General features: G+C 58.9%; 15 protein-coding genes. 4 read left to right on the top strand and 11 right to left on the bottom strand.

Annotation, left to right across the window (positions count from 1 at the left end; translation table 11 throughout):
* Positions 1-30: 30 nt before the first annotated feature.
* The 6 genes from purF to alr form a co-directional block, all read right to left on the bottom strand.
* The gene (gene purF / locus BLQ98_RS06770) at positions 31-1515 is read right to left on the bottom strand and encodes an amidophosphoribosyltransferase (protein ID WP_093732582.1); all 1485 of its coding nucleotides are present in this window, start codon (positions 1513-1515) and stop codon (positions 31-33) included.
* Between the two features lie 185 nt (positions 1516-1700).
* On the bottom strand, positions 1701-2255 hold the full coding sequence (locus BLQ98_RS06765; protein ID WP_093732581.1) for a CvpA family protein: 555 nt from the start codon (positions 2253-2255) through the stop codon (positions 1701-1703).
* A gap of 28 nt (positions 2256-2283) precedes the next feature.
* Positions 2284-3651: a DNA repair protein RadA gene (gene radA / locus BLQ98_RS06760; protein ID WP_093732580.1), complete on the bottom strand. Its 1368-nt coding sequence runs from the start codon at positions 3649-3651 to the stop codon at positions 2284-2286.
* 60 nt (positions 3652-3711) lie between these two features.
* On the bottom strand, positions 3712-4479 hold the full coding sequence (locus BLQ98_RS06755) for a DNA repair protein (protein ID WP_093732579.1): 768 nt from the start codon (positions 4477-4479) through the stop codon (positions 3712-3714).
* A gap of 122 nt (positions 4480-4601) precedes the next feature.
* Entirely contained in the window at positions 4602-5129 is a 528-nt protein-coding gene (locus BLQ98_RS06750; RefSeq protein WP_244148382.1) for a paraquat-inducible protein A, read from the bottom strand.
* The gene (gene alr / locus BLQ98_RS06745; RefSeq protein WP_093732578.1) at positions 5107-6141 is read right to left on the bottom strand and encodes an alanine racemase; all 1035 of its coding nucleotides are present in this window, start codon (positions 6139-6141) and stop codon (positions 5107-5109) included. The genes BLQ98_RS06750 and alr overlap by 23 nt, the downstream gene beginning before the upstream one ends.
* A 220-nt stretch (positions 6142-6361) precedes the next feature.
* Here alr and BLQ98_RS06740 point away from each other — a divergent pair, with 220 nt between their 5' ends.
* Positions 6362-7693, top strand: coding sequence for an alpha/beta hydrolase family protein (locus BLQ98_RS06740; protein ID WP_093732577.1), 1332 nt, complete (start codon positions 6362-6364; stop codon positions 7691-7693).
* A 12-nt stretch (positions 7694-7705) separates the two neighbouring features.
* Positions 7706-8431, top strand: a complete 726-nt coding sequence (locus BLQ98_RS06735) for a sterol desaturase family protein (protein ID WP_093732576.1) — start codon at positions 7706-7708, stop codon at positions 8429-8431.
* Positions 8432-8461: 30 nt separating this feature from the next.
* Here BLQ98_RS06735 and BLQ98_RS06730 read toward each other — a convergent pair whose 3' ends face one another.
* The 4 genes from BLQ98_RS06730 to BLQ98_RS06715 all read right to left on the bottom strand — a co-directional run bounded on the left by BLQ98_RS06730 (position 8462) and on the right by BLQ98_RS06715 (position 12997).
* Positions 8462-9964: a replicative DNA helicase gene (locus BLQ98_RS06730; protein ID WP_093732575.1), complete on the bottom strand. Its 1503-nt coding sequence runs from the start codon at positions 9962-9964 to the stop codon at positions 8462-8464.
* Between the two features lie 157 nt (positions 9965-10121).
* Positions 10122-10802, bottom strand: coding sequence for an orotate phosphoribosyltransferase (locus BLQ98_RS06725; RefSeq protein ID WP_093732574.1), 681 nt, complete (start codon positions 10800-10802; stop codon positions 10122-10124).
* A gap of 93 nt (positions 10803-10895) precedes the next feature.
* Positions 10896-11936 carry a dihydroorotase gene (gene pyrC, locus BLQ98_RS06720; protein WP_093732573.1) on the bottom strand — a complete coding sequence of 347 codons (1041 nt, stop codon included), beginning with the start codon at positions 11934-11936 and terminating at the stop codon, positions 10896-10898.
* A gap of 71 nt (positions 11937-12007) precedes the next feature.
* Positions 12008-12997, bottom strand: coding sequence for a phosphoadenosine phosphosulfate reductase (locus tag BLQ98_RS06715; protein ID WP_093732572.1), 990 nt, complete (start codon positions 12995-12997; stop codon positions 12008-12010).
* Positions 12998-13209: 212 nt separating this feature from the next.
* Here BLQ98_RS06715 and BLQ98_RS06710 point away from each other — a divergent pair, with 212 nt between their 5' ends.
* Together BLQ98_RS06710 and BLQ98_RS06705 are read left to right on the top strand one after the other, a co-directional pair.
* Positions 13210-14121: an AAA family ATPase gene (locus BLQ98_RS06710; protein WP_093732571.1), complete on the top strand. Its 912-nt coding sequence runs from the start codon at positions 13210-13212 to the stop codon at positions 14119-14121.
* Between the two features lie 76 nt (positions 14122-14197).
* Positions 14198-15454: a vWA domain-containing protein gene (locus tag BLQ98_RS06705; protein WP_093732570.1), complete on the top strand. Its 1257-nt coding sequence runs from the start codon at positions 14198-14200 to the stop codon at positions 15452-15454.
* 3 nt (positions 15455-15457) lie between these two features.
* Here BLQ98_RS06705 and purL read toward each other — a convergent pair whose 3' ends face one another.
* On the bottom strand, positions 15458-17617 hold the full coding sequence (gene purL / locus BLQ98_RS06700; protein ID WP_093732569.1) for a phosphoribosylformylglycinamidine synthase subunit PurL: 2160 nt from the start codon (positions 17615-17617) through the stop codon (positions 15458-15460).
* Positions 17618-17748 lie beyond the last annotated feature (131 nt).

Here is a 17748-nt window from a genome sequence, read left to right as displayed (position 1 = left end):
CCTTGCGGCGTTGATTTGGACGAAGCGGCCCTATTCGGCGGCTGGCTTCATCTCGAACCCTTGATTGATCTGGTCACTAGGGGTGACAGGGTAGTCGCCCGAGAAGCACGCATCGCAATACTGCGGGCATTTGTTATTGCGGCCCTCTGCTTCGCCCACGGCGCGATACAACCCGTCAAGCGAGATGAACTTGAGGCTATCCACTTGAAGGTGCTCGCGCATTTCTTCTTCTGACATGGTCGCGGCCAACAGCTTTTCGCGCTGCGGCGTGTCCACACCGTAAAAGCACGGCCATGCTGTGGGCGGCGACGCAATGCGGAAGTGGACTTCCTTCGCGCCGGCATCAAGAATCATCTCTTTGATCTTGCGGCTGGTGGTCCCACGGACGACCGAATCGTCAACCAGAATGACCCGCTTGCCCTTGATCAGCGCCCGGTTCACGTTGAGCTTTAGCCGGACGCCCATATTGCGGATCTGTTCGGTCGGCTCGATGAAGGTCCGGCCCATGTATTGGTTTCGGATGATCCCCATTGCATATGGGATACCCGATTCGAGGCTGAACCCGATGGCCGCCGGCGTACCGCTGTCTGGCACGGGGCAGACAAGATCCGCGTCGACGGGGGATTCTTTGGCCAGTTCACGGCCGATCGCCTCGCGGGTTTCATAGACCGACCGCCCGCCAAGGATGCTGTCAGGACGGCTGAAATAGACGTGTTCAAAGATACAAAAGCGCGATGCGACGCGGCGGAACGGAAAGTGGCTTTCGACGCCTTTGGGGGTGATGACTACCATTTCGCCCGGTTCGATTTCACGAACGAATTCGGCACCGATGATGTCCAGTGCGCAGGTTTCAGAGCTTAGCGCCCAGCCGTCGCCGAGCTTGCCCAGAACCAGCGGTCGCACACCCAATGGATCGCGCACGCCGATCAGTTTGGTGCGGGTCATGGCCACAACCGAAAACGCGCCTTCGACACGGCGCAGGGCGTCTTCCATCCGCTCGGGGATGTTTTGCTGAAGCGAGCGCGCCATCAAGTGGATGATACATTCGCTGTCCGATGAGGACTGAAAGATCGACCCGCGTTCAATCAGTTCGCGACGCAGGGCGTTGGCGTTGGTGATATTGCCATTATGGGCAATCGCTGCACCGCCCATGGCGAATTCACCAAAGAACGGTTGCACGTCACGGATCGCTGTCGGCCCTTTGTGACCGGAGGTAGAGTAGCGCACGTGCCCGATCGACAGTTCGCCGGGCAGTGTTTCCATGATTTTTTGCGAGGTAAAGTTATCGCGCACATAGCCAAAGCGGCGCGCCGATTGGAAGCCGGCGGTGGGGTCATAGCTGACGATCCCGCCCGCTTCTTGACCACGGTGCTGCAGCGCGTGCAGGCCGAGGGCGACAAAGTTCGAGGCGTCTGCAACGCCAATCACGCCGAACACCCCGCATTCTTCTTTAAGTTTATCCCCATCATCTGCGTCACGCAGATACGAGGAATCAAACGGGTGTGCGGGGGGCATGATCTTGGACAACGGGGAAACTCCGAATCCGATGAAGGGATAGGGGCTATGTAGGACTTCGAACGCGCCTTGTCACCCCGCCGTTACATTTTGCTCTGTCAAATGCTGCGATGCAACATATGCCGAAACGCAAACGCCCCCGAAAACGGGGGCGTAGGTATGTTATGTCGAAGTTTTGGCGGCGATCAGACGTCGCAGGCACCAACCAGGGCTTCATAGCGGGTGGTGATCCAACCCAGTGCAGCTTCGGGGTTTTGGTCTTCGATCTGGCCGGTAAAGCGCCCGAACACTTGAGCAGAGCGGCTTTCATCAACCATGGTAAAGGACTGGCCTGTGATCACGGTGCTGTAGACAAAGAACGCGATTGCAACCAGCAGGATGCCGCGGGCCACACCAAAGAGGAACCCAAGCCCCTGATCAAGACCCCCCAGAACCGATCGCTGTACCAGCGACGAGAACAGCGGGGTGAACAGCGACACCACGATCAGCGCGATGGCAAAGACAATGGCAAAGGCCCCGATAATCGATAATTCACAACTGTCGGCAAGAAATTCGCCCACAACCGGAATTTCTGACACCAGCGGTTCGACCTGCGGCGCAAAGAGAAACGCGAGTATCGCGGCGGCGATCCAGCCGACAATGGCCATAAATTCGCGTACAAGCCCGCGGCCATAGGCCAGCAAAGCGGACAGAATTATGACAAGCGCCACAACCCCGTCAATGATGGTAAAACCTTCCATGATCGTCTTGCCTTCCTTGAAGGGGCGGTTAACCAGCCCCGAATATTTCGCCTACAAATCCGGTTAGATCGCTCATGGTATTAAGCGTTATGCCGTTCTTGCCCACAGGTTTTCCGCCCGCGGGCGCGATGGCGCTGGTAAAACCAAGTTTTTGCGCTTCTTTCAACCTATTTTCGGTCTGACTGGCGGGGCGTAGCGCACCGGACAGGCTGATTTCCCCAAAAACTACGGTTTCTGCGGGCAGGGCCACGTCTTCTCGTGCACTCAACAGCGCCGCAGCAACCGCAAGATCTGCTGCCGGCTCCGAGATTTTCATGCCGCCTGCGACGTTCAGATATACATCCAGCCCCGCAAAGGGGATGCCGCAGCGCGCCTCTAGCACGGCGAGGATCATTGCCAGACGGCCGCCGTCCCAGCCAACAACCGTGCGCCGCGCCTGCGAATGAGGCGAGGGGGCCACAAGCGCCTGCAGCTCGCATAGGACGGGGCGTGTACCTTCAATACCTGCGAAAACAACCGACCCCGCCGCAGGGGTGCCGCGTTCGGATAAGAACAGGGCAGAGGGATTGGTCACCTCGGCCAGCCCTTGGCCCGTCATTTCGAACACGCCAATCTCATCCGCTGGGCCAAATCGGTTTTTGACCGCGCGCAGGATTCGGAACTGGTGCCCGCGCTCGCCTTCAAAATAGAGCACGGTGTCGACCATATGCTCAACAACCCGAGGGCCGGCGATCTGCCCGTCTTTTGTGACGTGGCCTACAAGGATGACCGATACGCCGCGTCTTTTGGCAAAGCTCGTCAGCTCGTGCGCAGCGGCACGGACCTGACTGACAGAGCCAGGGGCGGAATCAACATTATCTGCCCACATGGTCTGGATCGAATCGATGATCACAAGATCGGGTTTCTCTTCTTCCAGCGTGGTCAGAATATCTCGGAGGTTGGTTTCGGCGGCCAGCTGCACCGAGGCATCGGCCAGCCCCAACCGCTGTGCCCGCATACGCACCTGTGCCGATGCTTCCTCGCCGCTGACGTAGATTGTTTTCAATCCGCTGCGGGCAAAATGCGCGGCGGCTTGCAGCAGAAGAGTGGATTTCCCGATACCTGGATCACCGCCCACCAGAATGGCAGACGCGGGTACAAGCCCGCCGCCCAACACGCGGTCAAGCTCGGCAATGCCGGACTGGCTGCGGGGCGGGGGGGTGTCCTTGGTCGTGAGGTTTGTCAGCACCATCGCGGCACCGCGCCGTGTGCCCAGCGATTTGCTGGGCGGACCCGAGGCCGCGCCTTTATCCTGCTGGATCGTGTTCCACTCACCACAGGCGTCACAGCGCCCGGACCACTTGTTGTAGGTAGCACCGCAGGCGGCGCAAGAGAATGTAACGGGAGATTTAGCCATGCGTCTTTCTGGCCGAACAAACGAGCAACGTCAAAGTAAAACCGTTTAGGTCACGCAGAGTTACTCTGCGGCTTTGGGGGGCAGTTCGACAACCCGTGAATCGCGCGCCATGTCAGCGGCGGTCACCATGCGGTCGATGCCGAGCTCTGGCATGATCTCGCGCATTTCGGCGCGTAAACGGTCCAGCTGTGCCGCAGCAACGCTTTCTTCAAGCTCGACCTCGTGCAGCCAATGCTTCATCTCGGTGGTGATACCTTTGGCCTGATCCAGACGGCTGTTGAACAGGTTCACTTCTTCCTGACGCTCTTTCAGGAAGTTGCGGGCTCGTTCGATTTTTGCGTCTGCATAGACCGTCGCGAGTTCTCTGGAGATATGGCTCATCTGTGCCGCAACTTCGAGAAGGGCGGGCTCTAGCGTGCTTAGGTCAGGGTGGTCACGCAGATAGGCCAGACGTTCACGCACAGAGTCGAACTCTGACGACATCTGAAACACTTCACCGCGATCCGCCGCATGCACAGCACCATAAGCGCGGGTTACATCATCCATATTCATCGAGAACTGGCGATGCGACGTCTCAAGCTGCATCACACGGCGATTGGTCGGTAAGAAAAAGCAAAGACCGACAGCCAAGAAGGTCAGCCCGATTTGGGCGTACATGCCCGCTTTCTCGACCGGTTCACCGGCATAGCTAATGGGCAGTTCGACCCATGCCCACAATCCCAAGGCCGCCATCACAGTCGAGACGGTAATCGCCACGGCGGCAATAGCGAATAGCGCGACTGCGAGTCTTTGAAAGATATACTGGATAAGTGCTGTCAACGCGTTCATCTGTCTCACCTTGTGCTTGTGTGTCTGTTATAAGCAAGAATATGCCGGCGCCGGCAAAAGGCGAAGAAAATCTTCTTTTTTTAGCAAATGAATCGATTTAACAGGGTTAAAACACCCTAAATTCAACCCAAGCGTGAAGTGGGGTGTGAGGTTTGCCTCCGAGGGTCGACCATGTTTTGCGTATGATACCCTATGAAAACAGACGCTAAAATGCATGCAGTAAAGAGATAGAGCCCCCAGGCCGTCTCTATCCGACCGATCCCGATCCCTTTGGCCAAGGTCACATAGAGGGCAATTAAAAAAACATCTGCCATCGCCAGTTTGCCAGCTACCTGCAAGATAGGTAGGGTGCGCGGGCGAATAAGATCAAACTGCACCAGCGTCAGCCCGACGGTCTTTGCGTAAGGGGCCGCCAACGCAAATAGTGCTACGACCAACGCTAAGAGCATGTCGGTTTGCCAAAGCGATCTCAAGCCGCTCAGAACCGAGATCTCGGTCAGTCCGAACAGCGGTAGCACGCCCGCACGCAACAGCGGCGCACCCCATGCGACGGGATAAAGGATCAGCAACGACAGGTTCAAAAACCGCAGCAGCGTCTTTGTGCGGCCTACGTCTTTTTGCGGTGGATCATTCGACATAGACCCGATCATAGCGGGCTCCTAGCGCGGTCAGCACCTCGTAGCCGATGGTGCCCGCAAACCCTGCGACGGTATCGACCGATTGATGGCCACCGATCAACTGCAAGTGTTCGGGCACCTCGGCAAGGCTGGTCACATCGACCGTAATCAAGTCCATAGAGACACGCCCGATGACCGGCAATCTGCGGCCCTCATGTGTCAGGGTGGCCCCGTTGCCCAAGGCGCGGATCAGCCCATCTGCATAGCCGGCAGCAATTGTGGCGACCTGCGACGGGCGCGGCGCAGTCCATGCGCAGCCATAGCCGACAGGGTGGCCTGTGCTGACCTCGCGTACCTGAATAACAGGCACATCCAGCGTAACCACGGGCTGTGCATCCATAAAGGGCAGCCCGCCATAAAGTCCGATACCGGGGCGGGTCATATCAAAGTGATAATCACGCCCGAGCAGGATGCCACCCGTGGCCGCCAGTGACCGTGGTACGTTCAGCCCGTCGGTCATGTCGTGGAAGGTTTTCAGCTGGCGGGCGTTCATCGGGTGGTTCGGTTCGTCTGCGCAGGCCAAATGAGAGATAATGAGCGTCGGGTTCTGGGCCAGTGCGATGTCGCGCAGCGCGCTCCATTCGGCGGGATCCATGCCTAGACGGTTCATACCGCTGTTAAGCTGAATACCAAAACGATGGCCGGGCAGGGTCTCCACGTGCGCGATCAGCTGGTCGACCGAATTGATCATCGGTGTCAGCGCGGCAGAGCGGATCATATCGGCGTCTCCGGGCATATGCCCTGCAAAGACGTTGATCGCAGGGCCGGGCCCCAATACGCGGCGCAGCGCTACGCCCTCTTCGGCGACGGCAACAAAGAACTTGCGCGCCCCTTGGGCTGCCAGAACGGGGGCGACGCGGTCTATCCCCAGACCATAGGCGTTGGCCTTGATCACGGCACCAGTTTCGCAGCCGGTCATTTCATTCAGCGCCTGCCAATTGGCGGCAACCGCGTTGAGGTCGATGGAGAGGGTCGCTGTTGTCATAGGATTTGTTTCGACCGGATACCCGCGAAGGTCAAGCCACCAGCACCTGTCGCGTTCAAATATCCGTCATCCTGGGGACCACCGGCGGTTTATCGAACTGATTTCCCTAACGTAACGAAACCTTCGCATGACGCTTGCATGGTGCCGCGAACTGGGTAGCCTGTGCCTGACAAAAGACAGGCTACGATCAGCAGCCGGATTATAGGACGGGAAAAACATCATGCGATTTGCAACAAAGACGACGGGGTCCGCTTTGGCGGTGATTACAGCAATGGCCGCACCCATGGCGCAAGCAGAGAACCGGATCGACACACAGATGCCGAACGCACCGGATATGGCGGCCTACGGGGATGCTGCCATCGGGGTGCGCCAGCTTGATCTGGTGCATAAGGACCAGATCGATATTCTGTCTATTGATCCGGCGGCTGATAAGCCAGAAACCCTGCCACGCTATGACCGCCCCCTAACCGTCGAGGTCTGGTACCCCGCAGCAGAGGGGGCCACGGGCGACACCGCGATCAAGGCGTTCATCCGCGATGGCAAGACCGAAGTCACCCTGCAAGGCAAAGCCATGCGCGACGTGGATCCTGCCCAGCCAGACGCTGCCTATCCGCTGGTCATCGTCTCTCACGGATATCCCGGTAACCGGTTCCTGATGTCGCATCTGGCCGAAAACATCGCGTCGAAAGGCTATGTTGTGGCGTCGATAGACCACACGGATTCGACCTATCGCACGCAGGCTGCCTTTGGTTCCACGCTGGTGAACCGGTCGCTGGACCAGCTGTTCGTTTTGGATGAAATGGCGCGTCTGTCGCAGGACGAAAGTTCATTCCTGAACGGATTAGTTGATGCCGATAACACCGGTTTGATCGGTTATTCGATGGGCGGCTACGGCGCGGTGATTACTGCAGGCGGCGGCGTGACGGAAGCTTCGGTCGGATATGGCTGGGGCGGACCGCACGGCACCTTGGGTATCCATCAGGCGGGATCAGAGACGCATACCAACCTGCCTGACCCGCGGATCAAGACCGCGATTGCAATCGGCCCCTGGGGTATGAACACAGGCTTTTGGGACGCCGAAGGGCTGAAGGGCGTACAGATTCCGATGCTGTTCATGGCAGGGTCGGAAGACATGGTATCGCTTTACGAAAAGGGGGTGCGCGGAATTTGGGAGAACGCAAGCAGCGTCGACCGTGCCTTGCTGACTTTTGAAAATGGCGGCCACAATGCGGCGGCACCCATGCCTGCACCGGCAGAATCCTTCCGCGATGACGCTGATCTGGGGTTCAATGTCTCGAGCCACTACACCGATCCGGTCTGGGACACGGCGCGTATGAACAATATTGCCCAGCATTTCGCCACGGTCTGGATGGGGCAGCACCTGAAAGGCGACGCCGAAATGGACGGCTATCTTGATCTCGTCGAAAACTCCAACGACGGGGTCTGGTCGATGAACGAGGACGGTACCCCGAAAGAGGACCACAACTATTGGAAGGGGTTCGACAAGGACACCGCCAAGGGGTTGCGCTATGAAACCATGTCTCCTGAATAAGGAGGCACGCGCATGATGCGTCTGCGTATCATGTTCTCGCATGCGGCTGTCGCGGTGATGGCGGTCGCATGCGTGGCAGGGCTTATCGGCTTGGCGCTGTTCGCGCCGCTGTGGATCTGGGCGCTGGTCCCGTTGGGGGTCGCTGCGCAGATGCTGAATGAATACAATCTGCATCGTTATGTTTTCCACCTGACACCCCCAAGGGCGCAGTGGGCGTTTGACCTGCTTTATATGGCGCACTACGGCCACCATGATTTTCCGACGAACACCAAGCTGTTTTTCGTTCCGATCTGGGTGGCGTTGCCGATGCTGGTGATGAACGGGGGCGTGCTTTGGGGGGTGCTCGCGCTGATCGGGGTGCCGCAGGCGGGGTGGGTTTCGATGGCAGTGGTGCCTGTGGGCGGCGTGCTGACGTTTTTGATCTATGAGTGGTTCCACATGACAGCACATGTGAACGTGTCCAAAACGCGGGTAGAGCGGTACGTGACCACGCTGCACAACCAGCACCATTTCCGCGATTTTAGTAAATGGTTTCACGTCAGCCCCGGCGGGGAAGTGATCGATCGCGTGATGGGGACATCAATCGACCGAGATGCGCTGAAGCATCAACAACGGATCGAATTCATTCGAACGTTGGGGATGCGCCCCGATGACCAAAGGCTGGTCGCGGCACGGGACCGCTTTGCCGCGAAATACAACCTGTCAGAGGCAGAGATCGCCCGCGCAGCAGTGGTCTAAACCGCTGCGCGTAACGTATGTGAGGGGCGATCAGAACTCCTGATCGCCGCCGCTGTTTTCACTCTGCCATGGTTTCACAAGGTTGCCAAAGCGGGTGAAGCGTCCTTCAAAGCTCAGATCGACGGTGCCAATCGGTCCGTGACGCTGCTTGCCGATCACCACCTCGGCGCGACCATGCAGACGCTCCATCTCTTCTTGCCAGATCGCCATTTTGTCCAGCTCGTGATCACCGGGCTTTTCGCGTTCTTTATAGTATTCCTCGCGGAACACGAACATCACGACGTCGGCATCCTGTTCAATCGACCCGGATTCACGCAAATCCGACAGCTGCGGTCGTTTATCTTCGCGGTTTTCCACCTGACGTGACAGCTGCGACAGCGCGATCACGGGGATGTGCAGCTCCTTGGCAATGGCCTTGAGGCCCATGGTGATCTCCGAGATTTCGTTCACCCGGTTTTCGCCTTTGCCCGTACCGCGCACCAGCTGGAGATAGTCGATGATCAACACGTCCAACCCGTGGGTCCGCTTGAGCCGCCGCGCACGGGCAGCCAGCTGGCTGATCGGCAGGGCAGGCGTGTCGTCGATATACAGCGGGCAGGCCTCGAGCGCCTTGGCGGCGTCCACAAAGCGCCGGAATTCGGTTTCGGTCATATCACCGGACCGGATCTGCTGCGATGGGATCTCTGCCGCCTCGGACAGAATACGCGCGGCCAACTGTTCTGCGCTCATCTCGAGGCTATAGAACCCGACAACGCCACCATCGACAGCGCCTTCGGTGCCGTCATGCAAGGTGCCACGGCGGTAGGCTTTGGCAACGTTAAAGGCGATGTTCGTCGCAAGCGAGGTTTTCCCCATCGACGGACGACCCGCAAGGATCAAAAGGTCGGACGGGTGCAAGCCGCCCAGCTTTTTATCCATATCAATCAAACCGGTAGAGACACCGGATAGGCCACCGTCGCGCTGGTAGGCCGCATTGGCCACGTTGACCGCATCGGTCACGGCTTTCAGAAAGCTTTGAAAACCGCTTTCGGTCTGACCCTGCTCGGCGAGCTTATAAAGCTTCTGTTCGGCCTCGACGATTTGTTCGCGCGGCTCTGACGCGACATCGACCTGTGCTGCTTTGGCCGAAATATCGCGGCCAAGCTGGATAAGGTCACGGCGCACCGCCAGATCATATATCATCTGCGCATAGTCACGTACGGCAAAGGCACTGATCGCGGCACCGGCAAGACGCACGAGATAGGCAGGCCCGCCCAGTTCTTTCAGCCCTTCGTCATCCTCCATGAACGCCTTGAGCGTCACGGGGGAGGCAAGGTTGTTCTTGGCAATTCGTGCGGCGGCGATCTCGAAGATGCGGGCGTGAACGGGGTCGTAGAAATGCTTGGGGCCGATGACAGACGCCACCCGATCATAGATGTCGTTGTTGGTCAGGATCGCGCCCAACAACTGCTGTTCCGCTTCGATGGAATGCGGCATTGTCTCGGCCGCTTGAACCGTTAGCTGGTTACCGTCGATGCTTGAAATCTCGTTCATGCTACGTGTTGCCCCACTGATTAATGACCCGAGGCTTATCTACCCGAGCCGCCCGTCATCCCGCAATCTTTATAAGCTGTGGATAACCTGATCTATGCGCTAGCGTAGCATATGTCGCGTGATTTTACACCACGCGACACAATATCATGTGGATTTCCTAGGATTTTTTCCGCGCATCCTGCCACGCTTCGGGCGCGTTCAGGAAGGCTTCGACTTCGGTCAGGGTTTCTGTGTCAAACGCGTTCTGCGCTTTGGCCTCGGCCAGCACATCCCACCAGGTGCACAGGCTGTGCAACGTAACCCCGTGATCGCCCAAGGTCTTTTCGGTCTGCGGAAAAATACCGTAGTAAAAGATCACCGCCGTATGAGCGCAGGTCGCACCGGTATCGCGAATCGCGTCGACAAAGCTGATCTTTGAGCCGCCATCGGTGGTCAGATCCTCGACCAGCAAGACCCGTTGGCCTTCGGTCATCTCACCTTCGATGCGGGCGTTGCGGCCATAGCCTTTGGGCTTTTTGCGCACATAGGTCATCGGCAGAGCCATGCGTTCAGCCACCATCGCGGCAAATGGGATGCCCGCGGTTTCACCGCCCGCGATATTGTCGAAGGCTTCGAAACCGGCTTCGCGCATCACCGTCACCGTCAGGAAGTCCATTAAAGTGGTGCGGATGCGCGGATAGCTGATCAGCTTGCGGCAATCGATATAGGTTGGGCTTGGCAGACCCGAAGCAAGGGTGAAAGGCTCTGTCGCGTTGAAATGGACCGCTTTGATCTCCAGCAACATCCGCGCGGTCAGGCGCGCCATTTCGGTCGAGTCGGGGTAGCTGGTAGGGATCATGTCGTGCGTTCCTTTTGGGGCCTTGGCAAAGGCAGTCGTTGGTTGCCGGCCCGCATCATAGCTGGGCCGGCAAAAGTCTATATCGCGGGGTGGTCAATCAGAGTTGACGGACCAGTTCAACGGCATCAGAGGATCAAAAACGGTGACCGGCCCTTCAGGCGTGTCAATAAGATCGGGATAGCGTGCCGGTGTGCGGGTCAGCGTCATCGTCGCATCATTCGGTGCCAGCCCGTAAAAATCGGGCCCGTTGAGCGAGGTAAAGCGTTCAAGCTGCTCTAGCGCGTCTTCCTGTTCGAACACCTCTGCCAAGATCGACATGGTATTGGGCGCGGTAAAGCAACCGGCACAGCCGCAGGGTAGCAGCTTGTTCGCGTCCGTGTGGGGCGCGGAATCCGTGCCCAGAAAGAAGCGCGCATCGCCGGATGTCGCTGCAGCACGCAAGGCAAGCCGGTGGATCTCGCGCTTGGCAACGGGCAGGCAGTAGTAATGCGGCTTGATCCCCCCCGCGAGGATATGGTTGCGGTTGATCACCAGATGGTGCGTGGTGATGGTTGCTGCCAGATTGCCTGTACTTTCAGTCACATACTGGGCGGCGTCGGCGGTGGTGATGTGCTCCATCACGACTTTCAGCCCAGCGTGGCGGCTGCGGATCGGGTCCAGCACGCGGTCGATGAATACGGCCTCGCGGTCGAAAATATCGATTTCGGGGTCGGTCACCTCGCCGTGGGTGCACAGGGGCAGGCCGATCTCGGCCATCCGTTCAAGCACAGGCGCGACGTTGTCGAAATTTGCGACCCCACTGGCAGAGTTGGTCGTAGCGCCGGCAGGGTAAAGCTTGACCGCAGTGATCAGACCGCTGGCATGGGCCGCGGCCACATCATCAGGGTCGGTGTCTTCGGTCAGATAAAGCGTCATCAGCGGCGTGAAATCCGCGCCTTCCGGCAGGGCACGCAGGATGCGATCACGGTAGGCAGCGGCATCTGCACCGCGCACCACCGGAGGCACGAGATTTGGCATGATGATCGCACGGGCAAAATGCGCGGCGGTATAGGGCAATACGGCATCCAGCATCGCGCCGTCGCGCAGGTGCAGGTGCCAATCATCGGGACGTCGAAGCGTGAGGGTCTGTGTCATGGGCTCCCCGCTAGCACAGGGCGTGCAGGCGCGCTAGTCTTGGGATGGCACCTGCGGCGGTTCTATTGCAGTTACCCCGACTTTTGGGCGGCCTCGTCTTGATCCGTGTCAGCGTCGCCCGCCGGCGCGTTTCTAAGCGCGATGTCGGCCTCGATCTGCTTTTGACGTCGTGCGAAACGCGGGGCAGAGATGCGCTCGTTTACCCAGCGACATAGCATCAGGATAAAGGTTTCGCGCTGATCCTGCTCCAGTGCGTTCAGTAGGCTACGCAAATAGGGGCGGTGATCGCGACGCGCACGTGCGCAGCGCGCAAAGCTTTCGACGGTCAAGTCGTCCTCGGCGGCCAAGGTCAGTACGGCTTCGAACTGATCCAGATCTAGCAGCTTGGATTGCAATGCTGATCCCATACGGCGCATGCGCAATTTGGTGACATTGGGTCGGGTAAAGAGGCTGGCGTGCATCGCATCCAAGGGCACTGCTGGATCATAAATAACATATGCGGCTTCGGCAGCGTCCAGCATTTCGGGCGCATAGCCGAAACGGGATGTGAAGTCGGTACGGCGCATCTCGATGAAACGATCGTCCCATTCGGCCACGCTAGGATCCAGCGTCGCTTGCGGTTGAATGGCAACAACCCGTGCGCCGGGGGCCGCAACAGAATAGGCCGCCGCCGCATAGCCACCCGGACCTGCACCATAAAAAACAACGCGGTCGAATTCGTCAAAAAACCCGTCGTCAATCAACCGGTCGAAGAACGCATAGACATTTTCGTCGCGAAACCACGTATCCCCTTCGGAGGCGATGCACAGATGCGACCAGTCTTCGTTGCGGACCATTTCCCACCCCAAAGGGTGTGCCAATGATGACAGGGCGCGCATCCCGCTGATGGTTTCAAAGCTGACCAGCAGAGTTTTCGTCTTTTTCAAAAAGATCGCATGATGTTTGCGCCCGAGCGTTTCGTAGAACCCATCGTCCTGCGCGACTTGGACAACAGCATCTAGCCACGCATCTTTCGAAAAATCGGCAAATGAAGTCTCGAGCGTGAAGGGGGTATCGATCATGGTAAACGTCCTCAATCGTAAACGGGCACAAGGCACCCTAGGCTTTGGTATGAGGTATCAGCGCATTAAGGCAAAAATGCGGAGATTTAAGGCATATTTATAGCACATTGTGTGGTGCATCCAAGGCAAAGTCTCGGGCCTCAGACGCGCTTGGCCCTTGACCGCGCCGGATCAGAATGCACCACTCGTGCCAGCCAAAACGGGAGAACGCCATGCAACTGCCCCCTTCGATTGATGCCGTACAAGAGCTGCTTGCGGGGCAGGGCTATGTCTGCGGCCGCCCGCTGGCGACAGTCGTCTTCCTGAGCCTAACGTTGGGCCGCCCGCTGTTTCTGGAAGGCGAAGCGGGCGTCGGCAAGACAGAGATCGCCAAAGCGCTTGCCCTTGCGCTGAACCGCAAGTTGATCCGGCTGCAATGCTACGAAGGCCTGGATGCTTCGACGGCTGTCTACGAATGGAACTTTCCGGCACAGATGATCGCCATCCGCACGGCGGAGGCGGCGGGCGATACCTCGCGACGTCAGCTTACGACCGAATTGTTCAGCGATGATTTCCTGATTGAACGGCCCTTGCTCGAGGCGATGCGCCCTGACGAGCGGGGTGCGCCGATCTTGTTGATCGATGAGCTTGACCGCACGGACGCCCCCTTTGAGGCCTTCTTGCTTGAAGCGCTCAGCGATTTTCAGGTCACGATCCCCGAGCTTGGCACGATTAAGGCCCCCGAACCACCAATCGTGATCCTGACGTCTAATCGCACGCGAGAGGTGCATGATGCGCTTAAACGCAGGTGCCTTTACCACTGGGTCGATTATCCAGACTTCACCCGCGAAATGGAGATTTTGGCCGCCCGCGCCCCCGAAGCCTCCAGCGCGCTCAGCCGCGAGGTGGTGGCCTTTGTTCAGCAGTTGCGCACTGAAGATCTGTTCAAGAAGCCTGGCGTGGCCGAAACAATCGACTGGGCAAAATGCTTGCTTGCACTGGATGTGATCAACCTGAGCCCCGAAACCATCGCCGACACGCTCGGGGCTATTCTGAAATACCAAGATGACATCGCCAAGCTGCAAGGTTCCGAAGCGAAACGGATTCTGGATCAAGCCAAAGCCAGTCTGGACCCCTCCAGTTGAGCCGCGCCACTGCTTCCAAATGGACAAAAATCCTCGGGGGTCTGGGGGCTGACAGCCCCCGGTGGGCAACTGCCTGATGGAACATCTGCCATTAGAGCTGCCGGATAATCCTAAACTTGCCGGCAATATCACCCATTTCGCCCGTGCCTTGCGTCGCGCGGGCCTGCCAATAGGCCCGGGCGGCGTGATTGACGCGATCCGCGCGGTAGAGGTGGCGGGGTTCACCGACAAGACAGATTTCTACTGGACGCTGCACGCCTGTTTCGTGAACCGTCCCGAACACCGGATCATCTTTGCGCAGCTCTTTCGTTTGTACTGGCGCGATCCGCGGTATCTGGAACATATGATGGCGGCGATGTTGCCGGCGATCCGTGGCGTACAGGAAGACCGCCCCGCTCAAGCCGCCGAGAAACGCGCCGCCGAAGCCCTGCTGGATGGTGCCGAGGCGCCCGACCGCGAAGAAGAAGGGCCCGATGATGATCGCGAGACAGAGATCAAGGTCGACGCGAGCCTCACGATGTCCTCGCGCGAACGTCTGCGCAGCCTTGATTTCGAACTGATGAGCCTCGCCGAGGTGGCCGAGGCCAAGAAGATGCTGGCGCGGTTGAGCCTGCCGGTTAAACCCATGCCCTCGCGCCGTGCTATGGCTTCTCCGAGGGGGCGGATTGATGCGGCGCGCAGCCTGCGGGCCGCGCTGCGGCGCGGCGGCGAGATGGATAAACTGGCATTTAAGACCCCACGCCCCCGCTATCCTAATCTGGTGGTGCTTTGTGATATATCCGGTTCGATGAGCCAGTATTCCCGCATGGTGCTGCATTTCCTGCATGCGGTGAGCAATGCCAAGGGCGCGGGATGGGCACAGGTACATGCCTTTACCTTCGGGACGCGGTTGACCAATATCACGCGCCATCTGGCCACCCGCGATGTGGATGCCGCGCTGAAGGCGGCAGGGGCACAGGCGCAGGATTGGGAAGGCGGTACCCGTATAGGCGCAAGCATAGAGGCGTTTAACCGCGATTGGTCGCGGCGGGTCATGGGGCAGGGTGTCGTTGTGCTGCTGATCACTGACGGGCTGGACCGCGACGCGCCCGACGATCTGGCGCGGCAGATGCAGCGGCTGCACCTGTCAGCGCGGCGGCTGATCTGGTTGAACCCGTTGTTGCGGTGGGACGGTTTTGCGCCCAAGGCGGCGGGCATTCGTGCGATGCTGCCCTATGTTGACAGTTTTCGCGCCGGCCATTCGATTGCCTCGCTCGAGGAGCTGGCAGAGGTGATTTCCCGCCCCGATGACAGGGGCGAGAAAACGCGTTTGATGGGTCTAATCGACCGTTAGGGCTTAGGCAAAGGTGGCTGCAAAGGCCCCGCGGTAGGTCGCCGACAAATCTGCCAGCGGCGCTTTGACACCACCAAAGTTCACTTGGTCGCCGCCGAATTTCCCGACGCTTTCGAGATGCAGACCGGCGCTTTGGGCCGCGACCATCAAGGCTTCGGCTTGGTCGAAGTTGCACGCAATCAGGTAGCGCGCCTGATCCTCGCCAAACAGAACCTGTGTATCGGCGGAATCCAGGGTGACCCCGACGCCAGCTTCCTCGGCCAGCTCGAACGCGGCAAGCGCAAGGCCACCGTCAGACAGGTCGGTACAGGCTTTGATCAGCTCGCGGTTGGCACGGATGAATTCACCGTGGGCTTTTTCCAAGGCCAGATCGACATGGGGCGCGTCGCCGTCGCGGCGGTTAAAGACTTCGAGCAGCAGGGCGGATTGCCCGATGTGCCCTTCGCTGGCACCCAGAACCAAAGCGACATGGCCGTCACGGACCTCTTTGCCGATGATCTCGTCTGTGTGTTTCAGCAGGCCGACCGCGCCAATGGTGGGCGTTGGCAGGATGCCTTTGCCGTCGGTTTCGTTGTACAGCGATACATTGCCCGACACGATGGGCATATCCAGCGCGGAAACTGCCTCGCCGATGCCTTTCAGCGCGCCGACGAACTGGCCCATGATCTCTGGTTTTTCGGGGTTGCCGAAATTCAGGTTATCGGTGGTCGCCAGCGGCAGGGCCCCGACGGCGCAAAGATTACGGTAGGCTTCGGCCACGGCCTGTTTGCCGCCCTCGACAGGGTTCGCCTTGACGTAGCGCGGTGTCACATCCGAGGTGAACGCAATGGCTTTGTCTGTGCCATGGATGCGCACAATACCCGACCCCAGACCCGGTGTGCGGGCGCTGTCGCCCATAACCATCGTATCATATTGTTCATAGACCCACGCTTTGGATGCGTAGTTCGGGCTGGAGATCAGCGCGTGCAGCCCGTCGATGGGATCAATGCCCGGCACATCCGACAGAGGTTCGGCTGCGGGTGTCTCTACGTAGGGGCGGTCATATTCGGGGGCGTTGCCCGACAGCGCCTTGAGCGGCAGGTCGGCTTTGACCTCGCCATTGTGCACGATCAGGAAACGGTCTTCGGCGATTGTTTCGCCCACGATAGCAAAGTCGAGGTCCCATTTGTCAAAGACGGCTTTCGCCTCGGCTTCGAGTTCGGGGCGCAGGACCATCAGCATACGTTCCTGGGATTCCGACAGCATCATTTCATAGGCGGTCATGGCATGTTCGCGGGTCGGGACCTTTTCGAGGTCCAGACGTACACCAAGGTTGCCCTTGTCGCCCATTTCCACGGCAGAGCAGGTCAGACCCGCCGCCCCCATATCCTGAATCGAGATTACAGCACCGGTCGCCATCAGCTCTAGCGTGGCTTCCATCAGGCGCTTTTCGGTAAAGGGGTCGCCAACCTGAACGGTGGGGCGTTTGTCTTCGATGGTGTCGTCGAACTCGGCTGACGCCATGGTCGCGCCGCCCACACCGTCGCGGCCGGTTTTCGCGCCAAGGTAAACGACCGGCATGCCAACGCCGGAAGCGGCGGAATAGAAAATCTTGTCTGTGTCGGCCAGGCCGGCAGCAAAAGCGTTCACAAGGCAGTTGCCGTCATAGGCGGTATCAAAGCGAACCTCGCCCCCGACAGTTGGAACGCCAAAGCAGTTCCCATAGCCGCCAACGCCTGCAACGACGCCATGCACCAGCTGGCGCGTCTTGCGATGCTCAGGCGAGCCAAAGCTAAGCGAATTCATCGCCGCAATAGGACGCGCGCCCATAGTGAAGACATCCCGCAGGATGCCGCCCACACCAGTCGCCGCACCCTGATAGGGTTCAATGTAGGAGGGGTGGTTATGGCTTTCCATTTTGAAAACCAGCGCCTGGCCGTCGCCGATATCGACGATGCCCGCGTTTTCGCCCGGTCCGCAGATCACCTGAGGGCCCTCGGTCGGCAGCGTGCGCAGCCATTTCTTTGACGACTTGTAGGAACAGTGTTCGTTCCACATGGCCGAAAAGATCCCCAGTTCGGTAAATGTGGGTTCGCGCCCGATGATGTCCAGAATACGCTGATATTCATCGGCGTTGATGCCGTGGCTTGTAATCAGTTCTTGCGTGATGGCTGGTTCGGTCATGATGCGCGTTTTCCCCTAGCAATATGCCACACCTCTTAGATCAAGCGCAGCGCGGGGAAAAGACCTAAGGCGGGAGAAGAGCGTCAGCCAAAAAAAAGGCCGAGCACGAAGCTCGGCCGAGTCCAACAGGG

Source organism: Sulfitobacter litoralis, from assembly GCF_900103185.1.
In the GTDB taxonomy this organism is placed as follows: domain Bacteria; phylum Pseudomonadota; class Alphaproteobacteria; order Rhodobacterales; family Rhodobacteraceae; genus Sulfitobacter; species Sulfitobacter litoralis.
This window is presented reverse-complemented; position numbering and strand designations above follow the sequence as displayed.